Source organism: Salmonella sp. HY31, assembly GCF_042604575.1.
Lineage (GTDB): Bacteria > Pseudomonadota > Gammaproteobacteria > Enterobacterales > Enterobacteriaceae > Salmonella > Salmonella diarizonae.
In genome coordinates this window covers 3,440,351-3,465,427 of sequence record NZ_CP170479.1, presented here as the reverse complement: position 1 = coordinate 3,465,427, position 25,077 = coordinate 3,440,351, and the positions used below count along the sequence as shown (strand labels likewise).

At 53.7% G+C, this 25,077-nt stretch carries 25 protein-coding genes and 2 pseudogenes; 14 read left to right on the top strand and 13 right to left on the bottom strand.

Features of this window, described 5'->3' with window-relative positions:
- Positions 1-2 precede the first annotated feature (2 nt).
- Complete coding sequence (gene cueR / locus ACE15A_RS16485) at positions 3-419, top strand: Cu(I)-responsive transcriptional regulator (protein ID WP_001026761.1); 417 nt, start codon at positions 3-5, stop codon at positions 417-419.
- On the opposite strand, the gene ACE15A_RS16480 is transcribed toward cueR, so the two are convergent.
- Together ACE15A_RS16480 and ACE15A_RS16475 are read right to left on the bottom strand one after the other, a co-directional pair.
- Positions 420-872 carry an NfeD family protein gene (locus ACE15A_RS16480; protein WP_000561177.1) on the bottom strand — a complete coding sequence of 151 codons (453 nt, stop codon included), beginning with the start codon at positions 870-872 and terminating at the stop codon, positions 420-422.
- Complete coding sequence (locus ACE15A_RS16475) at positions 869-1,786, bottom strand: SPFH domain-containing protein (protein ID WP_000906147.1); 918 nt, start codon at positions 1,784-1,786, stop codon at positions 869-871. Before ACE15A_RS16475 ends, ACE15A_RS16480 begins: the two co-directional genes overlap by 4 nt.
- Before the next feature lie 146 nt (positions 1,787-1,932).
- Here ACE15A_RS16475 and fetA point away from each other — a divergent pair, with 146 nt between their 5' ends.
- Together fetA and fetB are read left to right on the top strand one after the other, a co-directional pair.
- Complete coding sequence (gene fetA / locus ACE15A_RS16470; protein ID WP_053508512.1) at positions 1,933-2,610, top strand: iron efflux ABC transporter ATP-binding subunit FetA; 678 nt, start codon at positions 1,933-1,935, stop codon at positions 2,608-2,610.
- Positions 2,597-3,376 carry an iron efflux ABC transporter permease subunit FetB gene (gene fetB, locus ACE15A_RS16465; protein WP_053508510.1) on the top strand — a complete coding sequence of 260 codons (780 nt, stop codon included), beginning with the start codon at positions 2,597-2,599 and terminating at the stop codon, positions 3,374-3,376. The genes fetA and fetB overlap by 14 nt, the downstream gene beginning before the upstream one ends.
- A gap of 2 nt (positions 3,377-3,378) precedes the next feature.
- Here fetB and ACE15A_RS16460 read toward each other — a convergent pair.
- The 4 genes and pseudogenes from ACE15A_RS16460 to tesA all read right to left on the bottom strand — a co-directional run.
- Positions 3,379-3,460: pseudogene (locus tag ACE15A_RS16460) on the bottom strand (hypothetical protein); the annotation flags it as partial.
- Between the two features lie 4 nt (positions 3,461-3,464).
- Positions 3,465-4,319, bottom strand: a complete 855-nt coding sequence (cnoX, locus tag ACE15A_RS16455) for a chaperedoxin (protein ID WP_023246724.1) — start codon at positions 4,317-4,319, stop codon at positions 3,465-3,467.
- A 59-nt stretch (positions 4,320-4,378) separates the two neighbouring features.
- Positions 4,379-5,149, bottom strand: coding sequence for an SDR family oxidoreductase (locus ACE15A_RS16450; RefSeq protein ID WP_023246725.1), 771 nt, complete (start codon positions 5,147-5,149; stop codon positions 4,379-4,381).
- A gap of 154 nt (positions 5,150-5,303) precedes the next feature.
- Positions 5,304-5,918 (bottom strand): multifunctional acyl-CoA thioesterase I/protease I/lysophospholipase L1, encoded by a 615-nt coding sequence (gene tesA / locus ACE15A_RS16445; protein ID WP_023246726.1) that lies wholly within the window; start codon positions 5,916-5,918, stop codon positions 5,304-5,306.
- Here tesA and ybbA point away from each other — a divergent pair.
- From ybbA to ACE15A_RS16415, 6 genes and pseudogenes are all read left to right on the top strand, one after another.
- A complete protein-coding gene (gene ybbA, locus ACE15A_RS16440; protein ID WP_053508508.1) occupies positions 5,889-6,575 on the top strand; it encodes a putative ABC transporter ATP-binding protein YbbA in 687 nt (228 codons plus the stop codon). The genes tesA and ybbA overlap by 30 nt on opposite strands.
- A pseudogene (gene ybbP / locus ACE15A_RS16435) lies at positions 6,572-8,986 on the top strand (putative ABC transporter permease subunit YbbP). The gene ybbA and the pseudogene ybbP overlap by 4 nt, the downstream one beginning before the upstream one ends.
- Positions 8,987-9,171: 185 nt before the next feature.
- Positions 9,172-10,305 carry a porin gene (locus tag ACE15A_RS16430; protein ID WP_053508506.1) on the top strand — a complete coding sequence of 378 codons (1,134 nt, stop codon included), beginning with the start codon at positions 9,172-9,174 and terminating at the stop codon, positions 10,303-10,305.
- A 257-nt stretch (positions 10,306-10,562) separates the two neighbouring features.
- A complete protein-coding gene (locus tag ACE15A_RS16425) occupies positions 10,563-11,393 on the top strand; it encodes a MetQ/NlpA family ABC transporter substrate-binding protein (RefSeq protein WP_023246729.1) in 831 nt (276 codons plus the stop codon).
- A 36-nt stretch (positions 11,394-11,429) separates the two neighbouring features.
- Positions 11,430-12,446 (top strand): virulence-associated ABC transporter ATP-binding protein SfbB, encoded by a 1,017-nt coding sequence (gene sfbB, locus ACE15A_RS16420; protein ID WP_053508504.1) that lies wholly within the window; start codon positions 11,430-11,432, stop codon positions 12,444-12,446.
- Entirely contained in the window at positions 12,439-13,098 is a 660-nt protein-coding gene (locus ACE15A_RS16415) for a methionine ABC transporter permease (protein WP_000342247.1), read from the top strand. Before sfbB ends, ACE15A_RS16415 begins: the two co-directional genes overlap by 8 nt.
- Before the next feature lie 38 nt (positions 13,099-13,136).
- Here the strand turns inward: ACE15A_RS16415 and mnmH are convergent, their stop codons facing one another.
- From mnmH to ppiB, 5 genes are all read right to left on the bottom strand, one after another.
- Positions 13,137-14,222 carry a tRNA 2-selenouridine(34) synthase MnmH gene (mnmH, locus tag ACE15A_RS16410; protein ID WP_023246731.1) on the bottom strand — a complete coding sequence of 362 codons (1,086 nt, stop codon included), beginning with the start codon at positions 14,220-14,222 and terminating at the stop codon, positions 13,137-13,139.
- A gap of 95 nt (positions 14,223-14,317) precedes the next feature.
- On the bottom strand, positions 14,318-15,385 hold the full coding sequence (purK, locus tag ACE15A_RS16405) for a 5-(carboxyamino)imidazole ribonucleotide synthase (protein WP_053508502.1): 1,068 nt from the start codon (positions 15,383-15,385) through the stop codon (positions 14,318-14,320).
- Entirely contained in the window at positions 15,382-15,891 is a 510-nt protein-coding gene (gene purE, locus ACE15A_RS16400) for a 5-(carboxyamino)imidazole ribonucleotide mutase (protein ID WP_023246733.1), read from the bottom strand. Before purE ends, purK begins: the two co-directional genes overlap by 4 nt.
- A gap of 117 nt (positions 15,892-16,008) precedes the next feature.
- A complete protein-coding gene (lpxH, locus tag ACE15A_RS16395) occupies positions 16,009-16,731 on the bottom strand; it encodes a UDP-2,3-diacylglucosamine diphosphatase (protein ID WP_053508499.1) in 723 nt (240 codons plus the stop codon).
- 2 nt (positions 16,732-16,733) lie between these two features.
- Positions 16,734-17,228, bottom strand: coding sequence for a peptidylprolyl isomerase B (ppiB, locus tag ACE15A_RS16390; protein WP_023246735.1), 495 nt, complete (start codon positions 17,226-17,228; stop codon positions 16,734-16,736).
- 172 nt (positions 17,229-17,400) lie between these two features.
- On the opposite strand from ppiB, the gene cysS reads away from it, so the two are divergent.
- The gene (gene cysS, locus ACE15A_RS16385) at positions 17,401-18,786 is read left to right on the top strand and encodes a cysteine--tRNA ligase (RefSeq protein ID WP_023246736.1); all 1,386 of its coding nucleotides are present in this window, start codon (positions 17,401-17,403) and stop codon (positions 18,784-18,786) included.
- A 109-nt stretch (positions 18,787-18,895) separates the two neighbouring features.
- Here cysS and ybcJ read toward each other — a convergent pair whose 3' ends face one another.
- Positions 18,896-19,108 carry a ribosome-associated protein YbcJ gene (gene ybcJ / locus ACE15A_RS16380; protein WP_000190276.1) on the bottom strand — a complete coding sequence of 71 codons (213 nt, stop codon included), beginning with the start codon at positions 19,106-19,108 and terminating at the stop codon, positions 18,896-18,898.
- Position 19,109: 1 nt separating this feature from the next.
- Positions 19,110-19,976, bottom strand: coding sequence for a bifunctional methylenetetrahydrofolate dehydrogenase/methenyltetrahydrofolate cyclohydrolase FolD (gene folD, locus ACE15A_RS16375; protein ID WP_023246737.1), 867 nt, complete (start codon positions 19,974-19,976; stop codon positions 19,110-19,112).
- A 546-nt stretch (positions 19,977-20,522) separates the two neighbouring features.
- Between folD and fimA the strand changes: the two genes are divergently transcribed.
- From fimA to ACE15A_RS16355, 4 genes are all read left to right on the top strand, one after another.
- A complete protein-coding gene (gene fimA / locus ACE15A_RS16370; protein ID WP_129382464.1) occupies positions 20,523-21,080 on the top strand; it encodes a type 1 fimbrial protein subunit FimA in 558 nt (185 codons plus the stop codon).
- A gap of 73 nt (positions 21,081-21,153) precedes the next feature.
- Complete coding sequence (gene fimI / locus ACE15A_RS16365) at positions 21,154-21,687, top strand: type 1 fimbrial protein subunit FimI (protein WP_053508495.1); 534 nt, start codon at positions 21,154-21,156, stop codon at positions 21,685-21,687.
- A 43-nt stretch (positions 21,688-21,730) separates the two neighbouring features.
- Positions 21,731-22,423, top strand: a complete 693-nt coding sequence (fimC, locus tag ACE15A_RS16360; RefSeq protein WP_023246740.1) for a type 1 fimbria chaperone FimC — start codon at positions 21,731-21,733, stop codon at positions 22,421-22,423.
- A 30-nt stretch (positions 22,424-22,453) separates the two neighbouring features.
- Positions 22,454-25,066, top strand: coding sequence for a fimbrial biogenesis usher protein (locus ACE15A_RS16355; RefSeq protein ID WP_064055899.1), 2,613 nt, complete (start codon positions 22,454-22,456; stop codon positions 25,064-25,066).
- The last annotated feature ends 11 nt before the right edge of the window (positions 25,067-25,077 follow it).

Genomic DNA, 25,077 nt, shown 5'->3' with positions numbered 1-25,077 from the left:
ATATGAATATTAGCGATGTGGCGAAAAAAACCGGTTTAACCAGCAAAGCCATTCGGTTTTATGAAGAGAAAGGGTTGGTGACGCCGCCATTACGTAGCGAAAATGGTTATCGCACCTACACGCAGAAGCATTTAAACGAGCTGACGTTGCTGCGACAGGCGAGGCAGGTGGGGTTTAATCTGGAAGAGTGCGGCGAGCTGGTCAATCTGTTTAACGATCCGCGACGTCATAGCGCAGATGTGAAAAAGCGGACGCTGGAAAAGGTCGCGGAGATTGAGCGCCATATCAGCGAGCTGCAATCAATGCGCGATCAACTGCTGGCACTGGCGGAGAGTTGTCCCGGCGATGACAGCGCCGACTGCCCGATTATTGATAATCTTTCCGGCTGCTGCCATCACAAGGCACAAAAGTCACGTTGATTAAACAGCACGAATGCGTAGGGTGATGCCTTCCACGGCGATCACTTCGACATGCGTACCTGCGCGCAGGTCTTCGTCAGCGCATACCGGCCACGAGCTGTCGCCGACACGCATATGCCCCCGTCCGTTAACTAACGCGGCATCAAGCATAAACCGGCGGCCTACCAGTTGTTGTCCGCGTTGGTTAAGGCGGCTGTCGGTCGGCTTCTGTTCCCGCACGCGACGCGCCAGCCAGCGCCACCAAAGCCAGGCTGCCAGTAACGTTAAGGCCGCAAACAGCACGCCCTGCCATTCCCAGCCGAGCGGTAAGAGCCAAACGGTTAAGCCGGTAATCACTGCCGCCACGCCGCTCCACAGCAAATAGCCGTTACCGCCGAGCATTTCCGCGGCCAACAACAGGCCGCCGAGGCTAAGCCAGAAGATATGCGGATGTACCAGAATCATCGCTATCATGGTTTTTTCCGTTCGCTGGCGCTGTCCTTAACCAGCTCGCTGATCCCGGCGATAGCGCCCATCAGACTGCTGGCATCCAGCGGCATCATGACCACTTTGCTGTTATTCGCCGAGCCGATTTGCTGTAACGCTTCGGTGTATTTCTGCGCCACAAAGTAGTTTATCGCCTGAATATCCCCGGCGGCGATGGCTTCAGACACCATCTGCGTAGCGCGGGCTTCTGCTTCGGCGGAACGTTCGCGCGCTTCCGCCTGCAGGAAAGCGGACTGGCGTTCGCCTTCGGCTTTCAGAATCTGCGACTGTTTTTCCCCTTCGGCTTTCAGGATTTCCGCCTGACGTACCCCTTCGGCCTCAAGGATATAGGCGCGTTTGGTACGTTCCGCTTTCATCTGGGCGTTCATCGAGGAGATCAATTCCGCGGGCGGGCGGACATCGCGAATTTCGATACGGGTAACTTTAATTCCCCACGGATTGGTGGCTTCATCGACAATATGCAGCAGCCGCGTGTTGATGCTGTCGCGCTGGGAAAGCATTTCATCCAGCTCCATCGAACCGAGCACCGTACGGATATTGGTCATGGTAAGGTTAATGATCGCCAGTTCCAGGTTACTGACTTCATACGCGGCGCGCGGTGCATCGATAACCTGAATAAAACAGACCGCATCGATAGTGACGTTGGCGTTATCTTTTGAGATCACCTCCTGAGACGGAATATCCAGCACTTGCTCCATCATATTGATCTTGCGGCCAATTCTGTCCATAAACGGTACAACAAGGCTTAATCCCGGCTGCAGAGTTTTGGTGTAACGTCCAAAGCGCTCCACCGTCCACTGGTATCCCTGCGGAACGATTTTGACGCCCGCGCCGACGATCACCAGCGCGACGAAAATGAGAATAGGGATAAGAATGAGCATAGCTAAACCTCCTGTTGCGTTGTCCATAAACCAATTTTGCTGACGAATTAAGCGAATTATACCTGATTCAGTAAAGCATGTTCCCCCCTTATTAATTACAGGGATACACTATCGCTATAAAAATATGAACAACGGATGCGCAATAAATGACAGAACGTAGCATGTTGCTTGAGTTAAAGCAGGTCGGTTACCAGACCGCGACAGCAAAGATATTGAATAACATCAGTTTTACGCTGCAACACGGCGAATTTAAGCTCATTACCGGCCCTTCCGGCTGCGGAAAAAGTACGCTGCTGAAAATGGTGGCCTCGTTAATAAGTCCTGATATCGGCGTGATTCTTTTTGAGGGACAGGATATTACTACTCTGAGCCCGGAAGCCTATCGCCAGCAGGTTTCTTATTGCGCTCAGACGCCAGCGCTATTTGGCGATACGGTTTACGATAATCTGATTTTTCCCTGGCAAATTCGTCATCAGCGCCCGCAGCCGAAAGCCTTCGCAGGCGATCTGGCGCTTTTTGAACTGCCGGAGACGATTCTGCAAAAACCGATTTCCGCACTTTCCGGCGGGGAAAAACAGCGTATTGCTTTAATTCGTAATCTTCAGTTTTTGCCGAAAATACTGTTACTCGACGAAATAACCAGCGCGCTGGATGAACATAACAAACGGAATGTGAATGATATTATTCATCGCTATGTTCGCGATAAGCAGGTAGCTGTTTTATGGGTAACGCATGATAAAGATGAAATTCAACACGCGGATAAGGTGATAACGCTAACACCATCTGCCGGAGAGATGCAGGAGACGCGTTATGAACGAGCATAATATTACCAATACGTCGCTGGCGTTATCGATGCTGCTGGTGGTGGTCGCGATGCTCATCAGTCACAAAGAAAAACTGGCGCTGGAAAAAGATATTCTGTGGAGCGTATGCCGGGCGGTGATACAGCTCATTATTGTCGGCTATGTACTGAAATACATCTTTGGCGTTAACCATGCCGCTCTGACGCTACTGATGGTGCTGTTCATCTGTTTTAACGCCGCCTGGAACGCGCAAAAGCGCAGTAAATATATCGATAAGGCATTTCTCTCCTCGTTTATCGCCATCACCGTCGGCGCCGGGCTAACGCTGACGGTACTGGTGCTTACCGGTTCGATTGAATTTGCGCCGATGCAAGTTATTCCCATCGCTGGCATGGTCGCCGGCAATGCGATGGTGGCGGTAGGGCTGTGCTACAACCAACTGGGGCTGCGTTTTCACAGCGAGCAGCAGCAAGTCCAGGAAAAGTTAAGTTTGGGCGCCACGCCGAAAATGGCCTCCGCCGGGCTTATCCGCGACAGTATCCGCGCATCGCTTATCCCGACGATCGATTCGGCAAAGACCGTTGGGCTGGTGAGCCTGCCAGGGATGATGTCCGGGCTGATTTTTGCCGGGATCGATCCGGTAAAAGCGATTAAATATCAAATTATGGTAACGTTTATGCTGTTGTCGACAGCCAGCCTGTCTACCATCATTGCCTGCTATTTAACCTACCGGAAATTCTATAATTCGCGTCATCAGTTGGTAGCGACGCAGCTCAAGAAATCATGATATTTGCCGGATGGCGGCGTGAACGCCTTATCCGGCCTGAGGACGATGGGTAGGCCTGATAAGCGCAGCGTCATCAGGCAAGAGATGATTAGTACAGCAGCGCGTACAACTGGCGGCGGTATTTTGAGGCCAGCGCGTCGCCGGTGCCGAGCGCGGCAAGAATCTCCTGGAAGGTTTTGCGCGTCTGTCCCTCGGCGGCGGCAAGATCTTTTCTCAGATGGCTGAATAGCAATTCCAGCGCTTCTTCATTACGTCCGACCTGGTGCAACTGTAACGCCAGTTGCGTTGCCAAAGCCGCATCCTGCGGATTCTCCTCTACCTGCTGCTGAAGCTGTTGAATTTCCGGCGTATCCGCTGCCTGTTTAAGCAGCTCGATCTGCGCAACCAGCCCCTGATAACGGGTATCCTGATCCTGTAGCGGGATGGTTTTTAATACCGCCTCGGCCTCTTCAGAGCGGTTCAGAGCAATTTGCGCTTCCGCCAGTAACAGGCCAATCTCACTGTTCTGCGAAGAGAGCTGCCAGGCGTCTTTTAGCAACGGCAGCGCGTCAACGTAGTTGCCCTCCTGCATTAACTGCATCGCCTGCTGCGCTTTTAGCTCTTCTTCGCGCGGCAGTACTTTATCCAGCAGAGCGCGGATCGCCTCTTCCGGCTGCGGCCCCTGGAAACCATCGACCGGTTGGCCATTCTGGAACAGATAGACTGTCGGGATAGCGCGCAGACCAAACTGAGCGGCGATCATTTGTTCAGCGTCACAGTCCAGTTTTGCCAGAATAAACTGACCGTTGTACTGGGTAGCCAGACTTTCCAGCACTGGCGTTAATTGCAGACAGTGTTGGCTGCGTTCAGACCAGAAATAGAACAGTACCGGCGTGGTCATGGACTGTTCTAAGGTTTGCTGCAGGTTGGATTCATTAATATTGACAATGTTCTGTACGGACATGGCGTCGCTCTCTTTTGTCTGTGTCACGTTTACATGGGGGCTGACGGGCGCGCTTCAACTCAGCTTTGTAAAATTTTATCCAGTATACGGCCCGGTAATATGCGTTTCAGCGCCATCACCACCCAGGTGACCAGCGTAACGGGGTAGCGCAGCTTGGGTTTATCGCTTTCAAAAGCATGGCGGACTTTCGCCACCACTGCGTCAGGATCGCGGGTGAAACGTGCGGCAATGCCGGGATTTTCTACCGGTTTATCGCGTTGCGTTTGGTTAACGTTATCCGTAAAACGGGTACGAATCGGTCCGGGCTCTATCAGGCTCACTTTAATACCTGTGTGCCGTAGCTCCATACGCAGCGCGTCAGACCAGGCTTCAAGCGCATATTTGCTGGCGGCGTAAGCGCCGCGCCCTGGGGTGGAAATCAGCCCCATCACCGATGAGGTCATCACAATGCGCCCTTCGCCATGCGGCAACATGGCGGGAAGTAAGCGCATGGTAAGCTGATGCGCGCCGAAAAAATTACTGGAAAACTGTTGTTCCATCTGCTCGCGGCTGATGGTGGAAAGGGGGCCATACACACCGTAGCCGGCATTGTTAAAGATCCCGTACAGACGATTATCGCTCAGGGCGATCACATCGTCGGCGGCACGATCCACGCTTTCAGGGGAGTCGAGATCGATCAACACGCCGGTAAATCCCATACTGTTCATCCGGGCAACATCATCGGGTTTGCGGCAGCCCGCCAGGATTTGAAAGCCCTGGCGTTTAAGTTCAAGCGCACTGTCCAGACCGATTCCGCTGGAACATCCTGTTATTAAGACCGATTTTTGCATAACTTTACCTGTCAGGATCTCCGTTGATTTAAGAGTCGTGGTTAACTATATCCGTCATACTTCAAGTTGCCTGTGCGTTTGTTCACCCCAGTCACATAGGTATCTATGCTCCAGGAGATTCTCTTACGTGCTGCCTTCATGCAACTCGAATTATTCAGGAGAGAAAAGGGGTCAACTGCTTCGCCATCCAGTCGGCAATAAACGGCTGCGCATCGCGGTTGGGATGAATACCGTCATCCTGCATCCACTGCGGTTTCAGATATACCTCTTCCATAAAAAACGGTAACAGAGGAATATCGAACTCTTTGGCGAGCTTAGGATAAATGGCGCTAAAGGATTCATTATAACGGCGACCGTAGTTCGCGGGCAGATGAATTTGCATCAGTAACGGTTGGGCATCGGCGGCTTTCACCGCCTGAATGATTTTACGTAGCGTCTGTTCGGTTTGCGCAGGCGCAAAACCGCGCAAGCCATCGTTGCCGCCAAGCTCCACCAGTACCCAGCGCGGTTGATGCTGTTGCAACAGCGCCGGCAAACGCGCCAGTCCCTGCTGCGAGGTATCACCGCTTATACTGGCATTAACGACCGGCGTTTTGTTTTGCCATTTATCATTAAGGAGCGACGGCCATGCCGCGCTGGCGGCCATACGGTAACCGGCGCTGAGGCTATCGCCCAGAATTAATAAGGTGTCTGCGGCGGCGGCGCGGAAGGTTAACAGGATCAAAAACAGGAAGGGCAAATGCCAGCGGAAAACAGTGTTGAAGTTCATCGTCTCAGGAAGTCCGTCGGTCAGGGGGAGCATGAGCTTTCCATCCTTACCGGTGTTGAACTGGTTGTCAAATGCGGCGAAACCATTGCGCTGATTGGCGAATCAGGATCGGGAAAATCTACGTTGCTGGCGATTCTCGCCGGACTGGATGACGGCAGTAGCGGGGAGGTCAGTCTGGTGGGGAAACCGCTTCACCAGATGGACGAAGAGGCGCGGGCACAGCTTCGCGCTCAGCATGTCGGTTTTGTTTTTCAATCCTTCATGCTCATTCCTACGCTTAATGCGCTGGAAAACGTTGAACTGCCGGCCCTGCTGCGCGGTGAAAACAGCGGTCAGAGCAAGGCGGGGGCGAAAGCGCTGCTTGAACAACTAGGGCTGGGAAAACGGCTTGACCACCTTCCGGCGCAGCTTTCCGGCGGCGAACAGCAGCGCGTAGCGTTGGCGCGTGCGTTTAACGGGCGTCCTGATGTGCTGTTTGCCGATGAGCCGACGGGCAACCTTGACCGTCAGACCGGAGATAAAATCGCCGACCTGCTATTTTCGCTTAACCGCGAGCACGGCACCACGCTGATTCTGGTGACGCACGACCTGGCGCTGGCGGCGCGCTGTGACCGGCGGCTGCGGTTGGTCAACGGTCAGTTACAGGAGGAGGCATGATAGCCCGCTGGTTTTGGCGCGAATGGCGCTCGCCCTCGCTGATTATTGTCTGGCTGGCATTGAGTCTGGCGGTGGCCTGCGTACTGGCGCTCGGCAGTATCAGCGACCGGATGGAAAAAGGGTTAAGTCAGCAAAGTCGCGAGTTTATGGCGGGCGATCGGACGCTACAAAGTTCGCGAGAGGTGCCGAAAGCCTGGATTGAGGAGGCGCATAAACGCGGCCTTAACGTGGGCGAGCAGTTAATCTTTGCGACCATGACGTTTGCCGGCGATACGCCGCAACTGGCTAGCGTGAAGGCGGTAGATAGCGTTTATCCGATGTACGGCGAATTGCAAACCCGTCCTGGCGGAGTGAAACCGCAGCCGGGTAGCGTACTGCTGGCGCCGCGTCTGATGGCGCTGCTTAATTTGAAAACGGGCGATACCATTGATGTCGGCGACGTGACCTTGCGTATTGCCGGTGAAGTGGTGCAGGAGCCGGATTCCGGGTTTAACCCTTTTCAGATGGCGCCGCGTCTGATGATGAATATGGCCGATGTGGCAAAAACCGGTGCGATACAGCCGGGGAGTCGCGTGATGTGGCGGTATAAATTCGGCGGAACGCCGCAACAGCTTGCTGGCTATGAAAGCTGGCTGTTACCGCAGCTTAAACCGGAACATCGCTGGTACGGACTGGAGCAGGATGACGGGGCGTTGGGGAAATCGCTCGAACGTTCGCAGCAGTTTTTGCTGCTTTCGGCGCTACTAACGCTACTGCTGGCGGTAGCTGCCGTCGCGGTGGCGATGAGCCATTACTGCCGTAGCCGCTACGATCTGGTGGCGATTTTAAAAACGCTGGGCGCGGGCCGGGCCCAGTTGCGTAAGATTATCATCGGACAGTGGTTGATGGTGCTGGGGCTTTCCGCCGTCACGGGAGGCGCGATTGGGTTACTGTTTGAAAACATATTACTGGTGCTGCTAAAACCGGTGCTGCCCGCCGATTTGCCGTCCGCCAGCCTGTGGCCCTGGCTGTGGGCGCTGGGCGCGATGACGGTCATCTCTCTGCTGGTCGGTTTACGGCCCTATCGATTGTTGCTGGCGACCCAGCCGCTACGGGTACTGCGCCGCGATGTCGTCGCTCATGTCTGGCCGTTAAAAATTTATTTGCCTGTCGCCTGCGCCGTCGTGGTGGCGCTGCTCGCCGGATTGATGGGCGGAAGTATGCTGTTGTGGGCGGTTCTGGCGGGCGCCGTGGTACTGGCGCTGTTGTGCGGCCTGGTGGGCTGGATACTGCTTAACGTGTTGCGCGGCATGACGTTGACGTCGCTACCGTTGCGTCTGGCCGTCAGTCGCCTGCTGCGTCAGCCGTGGTCAACGTTGAGTCAGCTTTCGGCGTTTTCGCTTTCGTTTATGCTGCTGGCGCTCTTGCTGGTGCTGCGCGGCGATCTCCTTGAACGCTGGCAACAGCAGCTCCCGCCGGAAAGTCCGAACTATTTCCTTATCAATATTGCTCCAGAGCAGGTTGCGCCGCTGAAAGCCTTTTTGTCGGAACATCAGGTGATCCCGCAGACGTTTTATCCGATTGTACGGGCGCGGTTAACCAGGATAAACGATAATCCGACGGAAGGTCAGCAGGATGAGTCGCTCAACCGTGAACTGAATTTGACCTGGCAGGATACGCGCCCGGAGCATAATCCGCTGGTCGCCGGTCACTGGCCGCCAAAACCGGGCGAAGTCTCCATGGAGGAGGGGCTGGCGAAGCGGCTGAATGTCAGGCTCGGCGATAGCGTAACCTTTATGGGCGATACGCAGGCGTTTAGCGCCAAAGTCACCAGCCTGCGCAAAGTAGACTGGGAAAGTCTGCGGCCTAACTTTTTCTTCATTTTTCCTTCCGGGGCGCTCGACGGGCAACCGCAAAGTTGGTTGACCAGTTTTCGCTGGGAGAATGGCAACGGCATGTTAACGCAGCTCAACCGCGAGTTTCCTACCGTCAGCCTGTTAGATATCGGGGCGATCCTGAAACAGGTGGGACAGGTGCTGGAGCAGGTCAGCCGGGCGCTGGAGGTGATGGTTGTGTTAGTCACCCTCTGCGGCATGTTGCTATTACTGGCCTAGGTGCAGGTGGGAATGCGTCAGCGCCATCAGGAGCTGGTGGTGTGGCGCACGTTGGGGGCTGGAAAGAAACTGCTGCGTACCACACTCTGGTGCGAATTCGCCATGCTGGGGTTAGTTTCCGGGCTGGTCGCCGCGATTGGCGCGGAAACGGCGCTGGCGGTCTTACAAATCAACGTTTTTGATTTCCCCTGGGAACCGGACTGGCGTTTATGGATAGCGCTGCCGTTTTGCGGCGCGCTACTGCTTTCCGTATGCGGCGGCTGGCTTGGCGTCCGTTTGCTGAAAGGTAAAGCGCTATTTCGCCAGTTTAGCGGATGATTCATAATGTGAATAATTTCGCGCCGGTTTTTAAAACGGCGCATACTTGTTTAGTTGCATAAATTGATAACTCCTTGATTTTTAGTAGCACAAATCATTAAAAAATACACAACACGTAAGGTTTTATAACAGTTATTATTAGTCTGCTAAATTATTTGGATTGGCTATCTATCAAGGAAAATATAATGACAATTAAAATAACAGCGTTGGCGGCATCGATCGGCGCGGCAGTGGCTGTCATGCCTTTCGCCACTCAGGCGGAAATCACCGTTTTAAAACAAGATCCCCAGGCGGGTAATCCACTCAGCCGACTCAATTTCACCGTCGGCGGGAGTATTCGTCCACAGTTCCAGAATATGACCGGCAATGATGGCGCTAACGGCTATAAACGTAATGGTTTTGATGGCGGGACGCGTTTCCGCTTCGCTGCGGATTACTATCTGTTTGATGATATCAATTGGATTAGCTATTACGAGCTGGGCGTCAATATCCCTGCGGTATTTGACTGGGATAACCATTATGCGAAGGGCGCGACTGATACCACTCGCCGTATGCTGTATACCGGCTTCAAGAGCGCGACGTGGGGGACGCTGACCTTCGGTCAACAGAACAGCATTTATTACGATGTGGTGGGCGTAAAAACCGATATCTGGGATTACGACATGATAGGTCAGGCGCCGGGCAACGGGATTAACGGCGATTACGATGGTTCTTACCGTACACGTAAATCATTGAAGTATAAGAAAACCGTTGGCGACGTTGATCTCTACGCGTCTTATCTGTTCAGCGACGATTATAATGCCAATAACGGCCTGAATTACAAACGTAAAGGCGGCGGTTCTTTAGGCGCGGATTACCATCTTACCGACGATCTAACCTGGGGAACGGCATGGAACTATACCCGTGCGGAGATGCGCGGCAACGGCAATAAAACTTACGATCAAAATATTGTCGGTACCGCGTTAAGCTGGACGCCGGAAAACTGGACTATCGCCGCAGGCGGCGGCTGGTATCAGAACTTTATGACCACCAAAAAAGTGTCTGTGAATGATTACTTTGCCGGCGATGCGTGGGGTCTGGAATATTTTGTCGGTTACGCTTTCCCGATTGGTCAGTATGCTGTGAAAGCTATTCAACCGTACTTTATGGGCGACCGCATTGAATATGTGAATGGCCGCGACTATCTGCGTATCGATAATGGCGTGGGGATCACCTTCCAACTGGATTATGGTTTCCGCGTTGATTATGAACATGTTTTCACCTCCAGTACTGACAACCTGGGCGATATGAACCTGGTGCGTCTGCGTTACGATTTCTAAAGCGTTTTCCTGTGCCGGATGTTGGCATTAAGACGTCTTATCCGGCATTTTTCCTTTACGCTATTCCATCCTGACAAACGCCTGAGCGCCTGCCTCGCACATTCAACGACACACCTGGAAACATCATGAAATAATTTCAAGGACAGCAGGCTGTGATCTGTGTCATGTTAAGAAATAGCCTTTCGTTTGGGCCAAAACAGACGATGCCGCATGAACGGCGTCCAGCACAGCATCACACTATTTAAAATGGAGAAATTATGGGATTGCGTCAGAGTTTACGCATTGCGGCCAGCACACTATTACTGGCCTGCGGATTACAGTTTGCCCATGCTGATGGTTCCCCGCAAACGATCGTATTTGGCGTCGCGCCAGGTCCGTATGGCGACATGGTTAAGCAGGCGATTGCGCCGACATTAAAAGAAAAAGGGTATAAGGTCGTGGTGCGCGAGTTTAGCGACTATGTCCAGCCCAATATGGCGTTAGCTAACGGCAGCATCGACGCCAACCTCTTTCAACATACCCTCTATTTTGACAAATTTACCGCTGACAAAGGGCTGAAGCTCAGCAAACTTATTGTTGTACCGACAGCCGGGATGGGCTTCTATTCACGTAAAATCAAAAGCCTGAATGCGCTTAAAAAAGGGGACATTATTACCCTCTCCAACGATCCGACCAACCTGGCGCGCGGCCTTCGCTTCCTGCAATCGTTGGGGCTTATCACGATTAAGGACAGTATCGATCCGACTAAAGCCTCTGAACGAGATATCGCCAGCAATCCAAAAGGACTGGTTTTCAAACCGCTGGAAGCCGCACAGCTACCACGCACGCTGGATGGCGTGACCGGCGCGTTGGTTAACGGGAACTTTGCGGTGGCGGCAGGACTGGATCTCTCTGGCGCGATTAAGCAGGAACAACTGGATGAGAATCTGAAAAATATCATTGCGGTACGCAGTGAAGATGCCGATAAGCCGTTTGCCAAAGATATTGTCGAGGCGGTGAAATCGCCGGCTTATCGCGCGGTCATCGACGATCCAAAGAATATTTATAGCGCCTTCCAGAAACCGGAATGGATGACCGCGACACCCTGATCACAGCGGCGACCATCCCCAATCTCTGAGGTGAATATGATTGAAATAGAAAAAGTCTGCGTCGATTTTACCGCAGGCCGCGGCACCCCGACGCGCGCGGTGGATAATGTGAGCCTGCATATCGCCGCAGGCGAGATTTTTGGTATTGTCGGTACCAGCGGCGCAGGAAAAAGCACTCTGCTGCGTACCCTGAACGCCTTAACGCGTCCCAGTCAGGGGCGCGTCAACGTCAACGGCGTGGAGATTTCGGCGCTGGACGGAAAAGCGTTACGCCAGGCGCGGCAGCGTATTGGTATGATTTTCCAGCATTTTAACTTAATGCATACCCGGACAGTGGCGCAAAACGTTGCGTTTAGCCTGAAAGCGGCTGGCTGGGAGCGCAGCAAAATCGCGCCGCGGGTGGCGGAAATTTTAACGCTGGTGGGCCTGGCCGATAAAGCGGACCGTTTTCCGGTACAGCTCAGCGGCGGGCAAAAACAGCGGGTGGGGATAGCCCGCGCCATCGCTAACCACCCGGATGTTTTGCTGTGTGACGAACCGACTTCCGCTCTGGATCTGGAAACCTCCGCCACTATTCTGGCGCTGCTCAGACAGATCAATGCACGGCTCGGGATCACTATTGTGCTGATCACCCATGAAATGAACGTGATCAAATCTATTTGCGATCGCGTGGCGGTGATGTCGGGCGGTAAGGTTGTGGAGTCTGGCGAGGTGTTTGATGTGTTTGCCCACCCGCAACATGCTTTCACACAGCAGTTGGTGTCCCATACCCTTAATTTGACCCTGCCGGAACGTTTACGGGAACACCTGCCCGGGCAGTTGCTGAAAATTTTGTTTATCGGCGATTCGGCGGAGCAGCCGGTGCTGTCGGAGGTGGCGATCAAGTTTGGTGTCGCGGTCAATATCCTGCATGGCAAGATTGAGTATATCGGCGAACGCGCGTTGGGCATTCTGATGGTGCAATTAACCGCGCCGCATAATCCAACGGCGGTGGCGGCCGCCGTGGAGCATATCCGTCAACGTACCGCACAGGTGGAGGTGATCCGTGGATGATTTACTGCCGGATTTAACGCTGGCGTTCAATGAAACTTTCCAGATGTTGAGTATTTCAACGGTACTGGCGATTCTTGGCGGCCTACCACTCGGTTTTCTGATTTTTGTCACCGATCGTCATTTGTTCTGGCAGAACCGTTTTATTTATCTCGTTGCCTCGGTTCTGGTGAATATTATCCGCTCGGTGCCATTTGTTATTTTACTGGTGCTGTTACTGCCGCTAACGCAGCTTTTGCTGGGCAATACGATAGGCCCGATTGCGGCCTCCGTCCCGCTGTCGGTGGCCGCAATAGCATTTTATGCGCGCCTGGTAGATAGCGCGCTCCGTGAAGTCGATAAAGGGATTATTGAGGCGGCACTGGCATTCGGTGCCAGTCCGATGCGTATTATCTGTACCGTGCTGTTACCGGAAGCCAGCGCAGGGTTACTGCGCGGCCTGACGATTACACTGGTGAGCTTAATCGGCTACTCGGCGATGGCCGGGATTGTCGGCGGCGGCGGGGTAGGCGACCTGGCGATTCGCTATGGCTACTACCGTTACGAAACCGAAGTGATGGTCGTTACCGTAGTGGCGTTGATTGTGCTGGTTCAGGTCGTTCAGATGCTGGGCGACTGGCTGGCGAAACGTGCCGACAAGCGCGACAGACACTAAGCCGGATCAATGTAGCGTCATCCGGCAATAAAAATAAGCTATTGCGCTTTTAGCCAGTCGGCAGCCTCTTGCCATGTGCCGCGAAAAACGATATTCGCGGCTTTTTTCTCCAGTTGATAGCGATACATTGGGTCGTAATATTCATTCAGTAGCGGAACCAACCATGCCATATGTCCGTCTGTGCTGCCGCTGGATAATTGATCCGCCAGCGCCATATCCAGCGTGTTCGTCAGTTCAACAAAGCGTTGCAGCCCCAGACGGCGGCGAATAGCGAAAAGTCCGTGGCGCAGGTACTCGCTGTACGCCTGCCAGCCACGTTCATCGCCGTAGGCGCGGGTGAAATCGTGATGCATACGGATGAAATATTCTTCACGCAATCGTTCCAGACGAAGCGCAAATGGATCTTCCACTACCGCAATGGGTGCCTGCGCCATTCTTTCGCGTAAACACTCAGGCAGATGGTTGGCGCCGATCGTTCGCCCTTCATCTTCCAGTACCCACCTTTTTAGCGCCTGACGCGCGTTAATTTTCAGCAATTCAACGGCAAGTTTGTTTTCAAAGCTGGCCTGGCTGAGTTGTGGTTTCAGCGTGCGGCCAAAAGAGGAGCCGCGATGATGCGCGAGGCCTTCCAGATCGACACCGTTGGGCTGTTGTCGCACCAGTTGCGTTTTGCCGCTGCCAGTACAGCCGCCAATTAAGAGAATAGGTTTTTGCACCAGTTGCCAGGTCGTCTGAATTGCCGTCTGGCGCAGCGCCTTATAGCCGCCTTCAATAAGCGGGCAGTCAATCCCTGTTTCTTGTAGCCAACGTTGTACGATATGCGACCGCTGACCGCCGCGCGCGCAACACAGATATCCGTTGGGGAAACGTCGATATGCGGCTTTCCAGGTTTCAAGCCGCTGCTGGCGAATGTCGCCGCAAACCAGCCGATGCCCCAGCGCTAACGCTGCATCCGCGCCCTGACGTTTGTAGCAGGTGCCGACGGCGGCTCGCTCATCATCCATCATCAATGGCAGGTTGATAGCGCCTGGCATGGCGCCCTGTTGAAACTCAACCGGCGCGCGTACATCAATTAAAGGCGTATCGGCAAGAAGGAGCGCGCGATAATCCGTTCCATCGTTCATGTGTAATCCCGAAAAACAAAACAGCAATAGCGAGATTTTACGCGCTGAGGGAGGAGCCGGGAAAGGGGAAGATCATTCTCCCGGCATTTTATGTGTTATTTAAGCTTACTTTGCGCCCAGATAATGCCGCTGGCGTATTCTGGCGGCAGGAGCGGAGAGAGCGCTTCCAGGGTGGCGCTAAGACGTGACGTATCGCTGTCGGTCAGATTCAGATGGCCGACTTTTCGCCCCGGACGTACCGCTTTATCATACCAGTGCAGATGTATCAGCGGCAGCTTCAGCCAGTCGTAATTCAGCTCGCTGCCGATCAGATTGATCATCACCGACGGGGCGTTAATCACCGGCGCGGGCAACGGCAGGCCGGTAATCGCGCGCAGATGCAATTCAAACTGACTGATGCTGGCGCCATTTTGCGTCCAGTGTCCGCTGTTATGCACGCGCGGCGCCAGTTCATTAATTAACAGGCCTTCCGGCGTGATGAAACACTCCATCGCCATTACGCCGACGTAGTTCAGCGCCTGCATAATTGCTGACAACATCGATTCCGCCTGCTCCTGCTGTTCGGCGTTCGCCTGTGGGAACGCGACGCTGGTCCGCAAGATACCGTCCTGATGCAAATTGTGCGTCAGCGGGTAAAACACGGTGCTGCCGTCGTGAGCGCGCGCGCCAACTAACGACACTTCGCCGGAAAAACGGATGCCGCGCTCAACAATACATTCGCCATAGCAGTCATCCGGTAGTTGCCCGGTTTCGTCCGCGTGTAGACGCCACTGCCCGCGGCCGTCGTAGCCGCCAACGCGACGCTTAACAATCGCCAGTTCGCCCAGTTTATTGAACAGACCAGACCATTGGCCTTTATCCGTCAACCGTTCCCAGGGGGCGGTCGCCAGTCCCAGTTTATCGAAAAGCTGTTTTTGTGTCAGACGGTCGGCGATGATCGGAAATACATCGCGATTGACAAATGCCGGGTGGCGCGCCAGCTCACGGGTAAGCGCGGTTTCCGGCCAGCGCTCAATCTCTGCGGTAATGACGCTCTGCTGTACCGGAACGGCGGTAGGCTCTGCATCCAGGCCAACCGGCCAGACGGCGATACCCAGCGGTTCGCCCGCCTGGCGCAGCATTCGGCCCAGTTGTCCGTTGCCGAGAACGCAAACTTGCTTCATAGCGTCCCCCGCGGATCGGGATTTTCCAGAACTTCATCGGTTTGCGCTTTGCGCCAGTCGCTCAGGCGCTGATGCAGCTCACTATCATGCGTAGCCAAAATTTGCGCTGCCAGCAGCGCGGCGTTCGCCGCCCCGGCTTTGCCGATCGCCAGTGTACCCACCGGAATGCCGCGCGGCATCTGCACAATGGAGTAAAGGCTATCCACGCCGCTTAGCGCAGCGCTTTGTACCGGCACGCCGAGTACCGGTATCAGCGTTTTTGCCGCAATCATTCCCGGCAGGTGCGCCGCGCCGCCCGCGCCGGCAATAATCACTTGATACCCGTTGTCTTCCGCCGTTTCGGCGAAGCTGAACAGTTTATCGGGGGTTCGATGGGCGGAAACCACTTCTACATGGTGCGGAACATCCAGAATTTCAAAAATTTCGGCGGCGAATTGCATGGTAGCCCAGTCGCTTTTGGACCCCATCACGATGGCGACACGCGCCGGATTATTGCGGGAAGACATGCGTCTTAAAACTCCTGTGGTGCGGGACACGCTGCTTTTGAGGTGTCAGAGAATAGCATGATAATCGGGCAAGGAAAACGGTTGCGTGCGCGCCGTAACGGACGATTCGACGAATATTTACAAGGGGAAGGCGATTAACTCAACATTGTCCGGCGTGACTTTTACCATTGAACCTTCATGGTGCCATGCACCTAACACCACGCGGAACGCGGGCTGGCCGTTGGCGGAAAGTTCATGCACTGCCGGGCGGTGGGTGTGACCGTGAATCAGCCACTGTACGCGGTGTTTCTCCATTTCGGCGACGACGGCCTGCGAATTGACGTCCATAATATCCAGCGATTTGCTGCTGTTGGCGGCTTTACTGCCGGCGCGCATTCTGGCGGCGATACGGCGGCGGATAAACAGCGGCAGGGTAAGGAACAGTCGTTGAACCCACGGATTATGGACTTTGGCGCGAAACGCCTGATAACTGGCATCATCGGTACAGAGCGTATCGCCGTGCATGATCAACACGTTGCGGCCATACAGGTCGAGGACCTTTTCCTGCGGCAGTAGCGTCATGCCGCTTTCGCGGGCAAACCGCTTGCCAATCAGGAAGTCGCGATTACCATGAATAAAGAAGCAGGGAACGCCAAAATCCACCACCGCTTTGATGGCGGCGGCTATCTCTTGATGTAACGGATTAGGGGAGTCATCGCCAATCCAGGCCTCGAAGAGATCGCCAAGAATATACAGCGCGTCGGCCTGACGGGCTTCCGCGGCTAAAAAACGCAGAAAACCGGCGACGATCGCCGGTTCTTCCGTTTGCAGATGTAGATCGGCAATAAACAGTGTCGCCACGATTACTCGCTGACGGTCACGTTTTCAATGATGACGTCTTCTTTTGGTACGTCCTGGTGCATACCGCTACGGCCAGTGGCGATGCCTTTGATTTTATCTACCACGTCCATACCCTCTACGACTTCCGCAAAGACGCAGTAGCCCCAGCCTTGCAGACTTTCGCCGGAGAAGTTCAGGAAGTCGTTGTCTGCCACGTTGATGAAGAACTGCGCGGTAGCGGAGTGTGGCGCCTGAGTACGCGCCATTGCCAGCGTACCACGGGTATTTTTCAGACCGTTGTTGGCTTCGTTTTTGATCGCTTCTTTGGTGGCTTTCTGTTTCATGCCCGGCTCAAAGCCGCCGCCCTGAATCATAAAACCGTTAATCACACGGTGGAAAATGGTGTTGTTGTAAAAACCTTCGCGGCAATAGTCCAGGAAGTTTTTAACTGTTTCAGGCGCTTTATCGTCAAAGGTTTTGATTACGATATCGCCGTGATTAGTGTGGAAAGTAACCATTTTTGCATCCTGTTCCAATAGAGTGGTGCTTTAGCCCGCAATGGGGCCCATATAGGGGCTTGTTATAGCATAACCGTAAGCTGCGATCACCTTGCAAAGTGTGCTGCTTCGATTACGAATAATATGTATGATACGGAGATTATTACCCACACACGTCTATACGGAATCTTCGATGTTAAAAATTTTTAATACACTGACGCGCCAAAAAGAGGAATTCAAACCCATTCATGCCGGGGAAGTCGGCATGTACGTGTGTGGTATCACCGTTTACGATCTCTGCCACATTGGCCACGGGCGCACGTTTGTCGCTTTTGACATTGTCGCGCGTTATTTGCGTTTTCTCGGCTATAAGCTGAAGTATGTGCGTAACATTACCGATATCGACGATAAAATCATTAAGCGCGCCAATGAAAATGGCGAAAGTTTTGTCGCGCTGGTCGACAGAATGATTGCGGAAATGCATCAGGACTTCGACGCGCTGAATATTCTGCGTCCGGACAGCGAGCCGCGTGCGACGCACCATATTCAGGAAATTATCGAGATCACCCGAACTTTAATCGAGAAAGGGCACGCCTATGTGGCGGATAACGGCGATGTAATGTTTGATGTACCGACCGATCCGACTTATGGGCAGCTTTCTCGTCAGGATCTTGAGCAGCTTCAGGCGGGCGCGCGCGTGGATGTGGTTGACGTGAAGCGTAACCCGATGGACTTCGTGCTGTGGAAGATGTCGAAAGAGGGCGAGCCGAGCTGGCCGTCGCCGTGGGGCGAAGGGCGTCCGGGCTGGCACATTGAATGTTCGGCGATGAACTGCAAGCAACTGGGCAACCATTTTGATATTCACGGCGGCGGTTCCGATCTGATGTTCCCGCACCATGAAAACGAGATTGCCCAGTCTACCTGCGCGCATGATGGTGAATACGTCAACTACTGGATGCACTCCGGCATGGTGATGGTGGATCGCGAGAAAATGTCCAAATCGCTGGGCAACTTCTTTACCGTGCGCGACGTGCTGAAATACTACGATGCGGAAACCGTGCGCTACTTCCTGATGTCCGGGCATTACCGTAGCCAACTGAACTACAGCGAAGAGAACCTCAAGCAGGCGCGCGCCTCGCTGGAGCGGTTATACACTGCGTTGCGCGGAACGGATAAATCAGCGGCCCCGGCGGGCGGCGAGGCGTTCGAAGCGCGTTTCGTGCAGGCAATGAATGACGATTTCAATACGCCGGAAGCCTACTCCGTCCTGTTTGATATGGCGCGTGAAGTCAACCGTCTCAAGGGTGAAGATATGACCGCTGCGAATGCGATGGCGTCTCATCTGCGGAAGATTTCCGGCGTGCTGGGACTGCTGGAACAGGAGCCGGATGTTTTCCTGCAAAGCGGCGCGCAGGCGGATGACGATGAAGTCGCGGAAATTGAAGCCTTGATTCAACAGCGTCTGGATGCCCGTAAAGCGAAAGACTGGGCGGCGGCGGACGCGGCGCGCGATCGTCTCACTGAAATGGGCATTATTCTGGAAGATGGCCCGCAGGGTACCACCTGGCGACGTAAGTAATTGCCGTATTGCCGGATAGCGACGCAAGGCGTCTTATCCGGCCTACCGTTCATCGTATCGTAGACCGGATAAAGCGTTAGTCGCCATCTGGCGCATTCACCGCCGCAACTCAGGCGGTGACTTTTACACTTTGGCCTTCAAAGCTAACGGTTTGCCCGGCGACAATTTTGCAGCGTTTACGCGTTTCAACCGCACCATCAACCTTAACCAACCCGTCGGCAATAGCGATTTTTGCCTGCGCGCCGCTTTCGCTCCAGCCTTCCAGCTTGAGCAGATCGCACAGTTCAACGTGCGGGTGCTTGCCTAAAGAGAATGTCGCCATGTTATTTTCCTTGTGGATCGTGATATTCAATGCACGCCTGCAGCGTGTTTTCGATAAGCGTGGCGACCGTCATCGGGCCGACGCCGCCCGGAACTGGCGTGATGTATGACGCGCGCGCCGCGGCTTCTTCAAACACGACATCGCCAACGACTTTGCCATTTTCCAGACGGTTAATACCGACATCAATCACAATCGCGCCTTCTTTAATCCATTCGCCGGGAATAAAGCCCGGTTTACCTACGGCGACAATGAGCAAATCAGCATGCTCGACATGATGACGCAGATCTCTGGTAAAGCGGTGCGTGACGGTAGTCGTACAGCCAGCCAGCAGCAGCTCCATGCTCATCGGGCGTCCAACGATATTGGATGCGCCAATGACCACCGCATTCAGGCCGTAGGTATCAATGTTGTAACGCTCAAGCAGGGTCACAATACCGCGGGGCGTACAGGGACGCAGGCGCGGTGCTCGCTGGCACAGACGACCGACGTTATAAGGATGAAAACCGTCTACGTCTTTATCTGGCGCGATACGCTCCAGCACTTTAACGTTGTCGATACCTGCCGGTAAAGGCAACTGCACCAGAATACCGTCGATCGTGTTATCTGTATTCAGAGTATCGATAAGTGCCAGCAGTTCGGCTTCGCTGGTGGTTTCCGGCAGGTCATAGGAGCGGGAGACGAACCCCACTTCGTCGCACGCTTTGCGTTTGCTTGCCACATAAATCTGTGAGGCTGGGTTGCTGCCGACCAGCACCACAGCCAAGCCGGGAGCGCGAAGACCTGCTGCGACGCGTGCCTGAACTTTTTGAGCAACCTCAGATCGCACCTGCTGCGCAATCGTTTTACCGTCAATAATCTTTGCTGCCATCAGAGAGAGGATTCCATCTGTTACTTCAAGTCAAAGGGGATAGCGCTATTTTGTCAGAAGCGAGCCTCGCTGTCAGTTAACGTTTGTGTTTCCGATGCGAATACGACGTCTATCTCCTCCGTTGACGACGGTGATACGTGACCCGTGGGTGCGCCACGATTAACCAAAAAGAAACAATTTATCACCCTGTTCATGGTTAACGTTATCCCTCGTCGTTAATAGCACCAGACGGCATAACGCAATATTTTATACAAAATAAGATTAGACCCTTCTTATATCATAATAAGAATTAGCTTAGGTCATTAAAAGAGTTTGCGGCTATTTTTTATTTATCGAAATGTTTAATTTATTACCATGACAAAATGTCATATTCGCAGAAATTAATTATTGCATCTGATACTCAGGGGAGAAACAGAAAGCTAATTAATTTGCGATATCTATCTTTACAGGATGAAGAGATAACTTTTCTGACATGCTATGTCGATAATAATTCAAACGGAGCCGACAGGATGCCGGAACCGGGTGTGTGTAATTCGAGGGAAATCCATGAAACATAAATTAATGACTTCTACCATTGCGAGTCTGATGTTTGTCGCTGGCGCAGCGGTTGCGGCTGATTCTACTCCAGTGAGCGTGAGCGGCGGTACTATTCATTTCGAAGGTAAACTGGTTAATGCCGCCTGTGCCGTTAGCACTAAATCCGCCGATCAAACGGTGACTCTGGGGCAATACCGTACCGCCAGCTTTACGGCGATTGGCGATACGACCGCACAGGTACCTTTCACCATCGTCCTGAATGACTGCGATCCGAAAGTGGCGGCCACCGCTGCCGTTGCCTTCTCTGGTCAGACAGATAACACCAACAATAATTTGCTGGCTGTCTCCTCTGCGAACAATAGCACCACCGCGACCGGCGTTGGGATTGAGATTCTTGATAATACCTCCTCACCGTTGAAGCCGGACGGCGCGACTTTCTCGGCGAAGCAGTCGTTGGTTGAAGGTACCAATACGCTGCGTTTTACCGCACGCTATAAGGCAACTGCCGCCGACACGACGCCAGGCCAGGCTAATGCCGATGCCACCTTTATCATGAAATACGAATAATCCCGTCAGGAGACGCCAGGGAAGGAAGGCGCCTCAATGGAAGAGGCTATCGGGGATAAAAGAGAACATACAGATGATAAGGAAAGGCGCGGCGCTAGTGGGGCTTATTTTGATGTCGCCCGTCATTGCGCAGCCGGTAATTGTGGAGAGCGGGCATGTTCACCTGCGCGGACAACTGGTCAATGGCGGCTGCGCTGTCGCCACTGAAAGCCAGGATTTGCGCGTATTGATGGGACAGTACCGTACGAATACGTTTACCGGTCCTGGCAGCCTCGCTCCCGTCAGCGTTCCATTTTCGTTACGGTTAATCTCCTGTAGCGCGGAGGTCTGGCGTCATGTCGGCATTGCGTTTGCCGGCGTTACGCCTGCGGAAGATCCCCATGTTTTTCTGGCCAGTGGCGAAGGTATCGGTAATGCCGGAATCGGCCTGGCGTTATTTGATGACCAGCAGCGACAAATCATACCTAACACGTTACCGCTTCATTACGCGCCCATTTTAACGCAAGAAATGACTTTGCATTTTACCGCCCGCTATCGGGCAATTTCAGAAAATATGACGCCGGGACGAATTCATTCAGAAGTGTGGTTTACGCTAGTTTACCCGTGATTTTTCTTGCCGACGTGACTCAATGCAAAAGGTATTTTTTACCATGCTGAATAGTATAAAATTAGGGTTTATTGTTCTTCTCACGCTATTTACCTCACTGAACGTACAGGCGGCGGGGGGGATTGCATTAGGCGCCACGCGCGTTATTTATCCCTCGGCGGCGAAACAGACTTCTCTGGCAATCAGTAATAGCGATACTAAAGAACGTTACCTCGTCAATTCATGGATCGAAAATAGCGCCGGGCAGAAAGAAAAAACGTTTATCGTTACGCCGCCTTTATTCGTCAGCGAACCAAAAAGCGAAAACACGCTGCGTATTATCTACGCCGGGCAACCGCTACCCGTGGATCGGGAGTCGTTATTCTGGATGAACGTGAAAGCCATCCCGTCGGTAGATAAAAGTCATATTGAAGGAAAAAACGTTCTGCAACTGGCGATTCTGTCGCGCATTAAACTGTTCGTGCGTCCGGCGAATTTGCCGCAGACGCCGGAGGACGCGCCGACCTTGCTGAAATTTTCCCGTGTCGGCAACCATCTCAAGATAACCAACCCATCTGCTTATTACCTCACTCTGGTCAATATCAGCATGGGTGCGAAAAAGATCGATAACGTGATGATCGCGCCAAAAAGCGACGTGCAAATTCCCTTACCGGCTGGTGCGCAGGGCAGCGTGACATTTCAGACCGTCAATGATTACGGCGCATTGACGACGGCGACAACGGCCAGTCTCGGTTAAGCAGGATGCGTGAAGCCACACGAGAAAACGATGAAGAAGACAACCTGGTTTGCAGGACGATTTCCTGGCTATGTGTCACCGTTAAGCGGCGTAGCGCTGTCGGTACTGGCGACGCTGTATCCGCTGACGAGCCGCGGCGAAAGTTATTTCAACCCTGCGTTTTTGTCGGCGGATACCGCGTCCGTGGCGGATTTATCTCGCTTTGAAAAAGGTAATCATCAGCCGCCCGGTATCTACCGGGTAGATATCTGGCGTAACGACGAATTCGTAGCGACGCAGGATATTCGTTTTGAGGCTGGCACAGTGGGTACCGGCGATAAATCCGGTGGCCTGATGCCTTGTTTTACACCGGAGTGGATTAAACGGCTGGGCGTAAATACCGCGGCGTTTTCGGTCTCAGATAAAGGCGTCGATACCACATGTATTCACCTTCCTGAGAAAATTCCGGGCGCGGAGATCGCGTTCGATTTCGCGTCGATGCGCTTAAATATTAGCTTGCCGCAGGCGTCAATGCTCAACAGCGCGCGTGGATATATCCCGCCGGAGGAGTGGGATGAAGGGATACCCGCCGCACTCATTAATTACAGTTTTACCGGTAGCCGCGGAACAGACAGCGATAGCTATTTTTTGAGTCTGCTGAGCGGTTTGAACTATGGCCCCTGGCGGCTGCGTAATAACGGAGCCTGGAACTATTCGAAAGGGGATGGCTATCATTCGCAACGCTGGAACAACATTGGCACCTGGGTACAGCGCGCCATCATTCCGCTGAAAAGCGAGCTGGTCATGGGGGACAGCAATACCGGGAACGATGTTTTCGACAGCGTCGGCTTTCGCGGAGCGCGTCTGTACTCTGCTGACAATATGTATCCCGATAGCCTACAGGGCTATGCGCCCACGGTCAGAGGGATCGCCCGGACGGCGGCAAAGCTGACAATACGACAGAACGGATATGTTATCTACCAAAGCTATGTGTCGCCGGGCGCGTTTGCGATTACCGATCTCAATCCCACCTCTTCCAGTGGCGACCTTGAGGTGACGGTAGATGAAAAAGACGGTAGCCAACAACGTTACACGGTGCCTTACTCTACCGTTCCGCTATTGCAGCGTGAGGGAAGGGTGAAGTATGACCTGGTGGCCGGGGATTTTCGCAGCGGTAATAGTCAGCAGTCTTCGCCATTCTTTTTCCAGGGAACGGTGATTGCCGGCCTGCCTGCGGGAATGACGGTTTACGGCGGTACGCAACTTGCCGATCGTTACCGCGCCGTGGTGGTCGGGGCGGGGAGAAATTTGGGCGACTGGGGCGCCGTGTCGATCGATATCACACATGCGCATAGCCAACTGGCAGATGACAGTACCCATCAGGGGCAATCGCTGCGTTTTCTGTACGCCAAATCGCTGAATAACTACGGGACTAATTTTCAATTGCTGGGCTACCGCTATTCCACGCGCGGATTTTATACCCTGGATGATGTGGCATACCGCAGTATGGAAGGGTACGACTACGAATACGATAGCGACGGACGCCGCCACAAAGTGCCGGTGGCGCAGAGCTACCACAATCTTAGTTACAGCAAAAAAGGCCGCTTTCAGGTCAATATTTCGCAAAACTTGGGTGATTACGGGTCACTGTATCTTTCCGGCAGTCAACAAAATTACTGGAATACGGCGGATACCAATACCTGGTATCAGTTAGGATACGCCAGTGGGTGGCAAGGCATGAGTTATTCGCTGTCATGGTCGTGGAACGAGTCGGTGGGGATCTCTGGCGCCGATCGCATTCTGGCATTCAATATGTCCGTTCCGTTTAGCGTTCTGACCGGACGGCGCTATGCGCGTGACACTATTCTCGATCGTACTTATGTTACGTTTAACGCCAACCGCAACCGCGACGGCGACAATAGCTGGCAGACCGGCGTGGGCGGCACGCTTCTGGAAGGACGTAATCTGAGCTACAGCGTGACGCAGGGGCGTAGCAGTACCAATGGTTATAGCGGCAGCGCCAGCGCTAACTGGCAGGCGACGTATGGCACGCTGGGCGTAGGATATAACTACGATCGCGATCAGCATGACTATAACTGGCAACTTTCCGGCGGTGTGGTCGGTCATGCGGATGGTATGACGTTTAGCCAACCGTTGGGCGATACCAATGTCTTGATTAAAGCGCCGGGAGCGAAAGGCGTGCGCATCGAAAACCAGACCGGCGTGAAAACGGACTGGCGGGGCTATGCGGTAATGCCCTACGCCACGGTATATCGCTATAACCGCGTCGCGTTAGATACCAACACGATGGATAACCATACCGATGTCGAGAATAACGTCAGCAGCGTGGTGCCGACTGAGGGCGCGCTGGTGCGGGCCGCTTTTGATACGCGGATAGGCGTAAGGGCAATCATTACCGCGAGGCTTGGCGGCCGTCCGTTACCGTTTGGCGCGATAGTACGAGAAACCGCCAGTGGCATTACCAGTATGGTCGGCGATGACGGGCAAATTTATCTGAGCGGCTTACCGCTAAAAGGTGAACTGTTCATCCAGTGGGGAGAGGGGAAAAACGCGCGTTGTATCGCCCCCTACGCCCTGGCGGAGAATAGCCTGAAGCAGGCGATTACGCTAGCCAGCGCGACCTGTATCCGTCCGTCGTCATAAAGGAAAAATAG

Excerpts from the sequence above, each read along its gene's own strand:
- cueR (WP_001026761.1), top strand. The coding sequence starts at position 3 with ATGAATATTAGCGATGTGGCGAAAAAAACCGGTTTAACCAGCAAAGCC.
- ACE15A_RS16480 (WP_000561177.1), bottom strand. The coding sequence starts at position 872 with ATGATAGCGATGATTCTGGTACATCCGCATATCTTCTGGCTTAGCCTC.
- ACE15A_RS16475 (WP_000906147.1), bottom strand. The coding sequence starts at position 1,786 with ATGCTCATTCTTATCCCTATTCTCATTTTCGTCGCGCTGGTGATCGTC.
- fetA (WP_053508512.1), top strand. The coding sequence starts at position 1,933 with ATGACAGAACGTAGCATGTTGCTTGAGTTAAAGCAGGTCGGTTACCAG.
- fetB (WP_053508510.1), top strand. The coding sequence starts at position 2,597 with ATGAACGAGCATAATATTACCAATACGTCGCTGGCGTTATCGATGCTG.
- cnoX (WP_023246724.1), bottom strand. The coding sequence starts at position 4,319 with ATGTCCGTACAGAACATTGTCAATATTAATGAATCCAACCTGCAGCAA.
- ACE15A_RS16450 (WP_023246725.1), bottom strand. The coding sequence starts at position 5,149 with ATGCAAAAATCGGTCTTAATAACAGGATGTTCCAGCGGAATCGGTCTG.
- ybbA (WP_053508508.1), top strand. The coding sequence starts at position 5,889 with ATGCCAGCGGAAAACAGTGTTGAAGTTCATCGTCTCAGGAAGTCCGTC.
- tesA (WP_023246726.1), bottom strand. The coding sequence starts at position 5,918 with ATGAACTTCAACACTGTTTTCCGCTGGCATTTGCCCTTCCTGTTTTTG.
- ACE15A_RS16430 (WP_053508506.1), top strand. The coding sequence starts at position 9,172 with ATGACAATTAAAATAACAGCGTTGGCGGCATCGATCGGCGCGGCAGTG.
- ACE15A_RS16425 (WP_023246729.1), top strand. The coding sequence starts at position 10,563 with ATGGGATTGCGTCAGAGTTTACGCATTGCGGCCAGCACACTATTACTG.
- sfbB (WP_053508504.1), top strand. The coding sequence starts at position 11,430 with ATGATTGAAATAGAAAAAGTCTGCGTCGATTTTACCGCAGGCCGCGGC.
- mnmH (WP_023246731.1), bottom strand. The coding sequence starts at position 14,222 with ATGAACGATGGAACGGATTATCGCGCGCTCCTTCTTGCCGATACGCCT.
- purK (WP_053508502.1), bottom strand. The coding sequence starts at position 15,385 with ATGAAGCAAGTTTGCGTTCTCGGCAACGGACAACTGGGCCGAATGCTG.
- purE (WP_023246733.1), bottom strand. The coding sequence starts at position 15,891 with ATGTCTTCCCGCAATAATCCGGCGCGTGTCGCCATCGTGATGGGGTCC.
- ppiB (WP_023246735.1), bottom strand. The coding sequence starts at position 17,228 with ATGGTTACTTTCCACACTAATCACGGCGATATCGTAATCAAAACCTTT.
- cysS (WP_023246736.1), top strand. The coding sequence starts at position 17,401 with ATGTTAAAAATTTTTAATACACTGACGCGCCAAAAAGAGGAATTCAAA.
- ybcJ (WP_000190276.1), bottom strand. The coding sequence starts at position 19,108 with ATGGCGACATTCTCTTTAGGCAAGCACCCGCACGTTGAACTGTGCGAT.
- folD (WP_023246737.1), bottom strand. The coding sequence starts at position 19,976 with ATGGCAGCAAAGATTATTGACGGTAAAACGATTGCGCAGCAGGTGCGA.
- fimA (WP_129382464.1), top strand. The coding sequence starts at position 20,523 with ATGAAACATAAATTAATGACTTCTACCATTGCGAGTCTGATGTTTGTC.
- fimI (WP_053508495.1), top strand. The coding sequence starts at position 21,154 with ATGATAAGGAAAGGCGCGGCGCTAGTGGGGCTTATTTTGATGTCGCCC.
- fimC (WP_023246740.1), top strand. The coding sequence starts at position 21,731 with ATGCTGAATAGTATAAAATTAGGGTTTATTGTTCTTCTCACGCTATTT.
- ACE15A_RS16355 (WP_064055899.1), top strand. The coding sequence starts at position 22,454 with ATGAAGAAGACAACCTGGTTTGCAGGACGATTTCCTGGCTATGTGTCA.